Raw genomic sequence first — 1142 nt, 5'->3', positions numbered from 1 at the left:
TGGACGACGAGGACCGGGAGAACGAGGGCGATCTGATCTTCGCCTCGGAGCTGGCCACGCCGGAGCTGGTGGCGTTCATGGTGCGCTACACCTCGGGCTACATCTGCGTGGCCGTGACCGAGGAGGACGCCGACCGGCTGGACCTGCCGCCGATGTTCCGGGTCAACCAGGACCGCCGGGGCACCGCCTACACCGTCACCGTGGACGCCCGCGAGGGGGTGTCCACCGGCATCTCGGCCACCGACCGGGCGCACACCATCCGGCTGCTGGCCGGCTCGGAGACCACCTCGGCCGACCTGGCCCGGCCCGGGCACATCGTGCCGCTGCGCGCCCGCGACGGCGGCGTGCTGCGCCGGCCCGGGCACACCGAGGCCGCGGTGGACCTGGCGGTGCTGGCCGGGCTGCGGCCCTCGGGCACGCTGTGCGAGCTGGTCAGCGAGAAGGACCCGATCGGCATGGCCCGCGGGGAGGAGCTGCGGGTCTTCGCCGACGAGCACGACCTGTGCCTGGTCACCATCGCCGACCTGATCGCCTACCGGAAGCGGTTCGACAAGCTGGTCGAGCGGGTCGCCGAGGCCACCGTGCCGCTGGCCCCGGGCACCTTCACCGCGGTGGGCTACCGCTCCTCCTACGACGAGCGCGAGCACGTCGCGTTCGTCTACGGCGACATCTCCGACGGCTCCGACGTGCTGGTCCGGGTGCACTCCGAGTGCCTGACCGGCGACGTGTTCGGCTCGCTGCGCTGTGACTGCGGCCCGCAGCTGCAGGCCGCGCTGGCCGCGGTGGCCCAGGAGGGCCGCGGGGTGGTGCTCTACATCCGCGGGCACGAGGGCCGCGGCATCGGCCTGCTGCACAAGCTGCAGGCCTACCAGCTGCAAGACGCCGGGGTGGACACCGTGGACGCCAACCTCGACCTGGGCCTGCCCGCCGACGCCCGCGACTACGGCACCGGCGCGCAGATCCTGGTCGACCTGGGCGTGCACACCATGCGGCTGCTGACCAACAACCCCGCCAAGCGGGCCGGCCTGGAGGGCTACGGCCTGAAGATCACCGGCCGGGTGCCGCTGCCCAGCCACGTCACCGCCGAGAACCTCGCCTACCTGCGCACCAAACGCGACCGGATGGGACACCTGCTCGACATC

At 72.8% G+C, this 1142-nt stretch carries 1 protein-coding gene; it reads left to right on the top strand.

The features are described from left to right. On the top strand, positions 1-1142 hold a 1142-nt coding region (locus tag ACI78Q_RS23675; protein WP_456925929.1), incomplete at both ends, for a bifunctional 3,4-dihydroxy-2-butanone-4-phosphate synthase/GTP cyclohydrolase II.

The sequence above is a fragment of the Geodermatophilus sp. SYSU D00705 genome (assembly GCF_054050135.1).
Note: the sequence above shows the minus strand (reverse complement) of the source record. Positions and strands in the feature narration are given on the sequence as shown.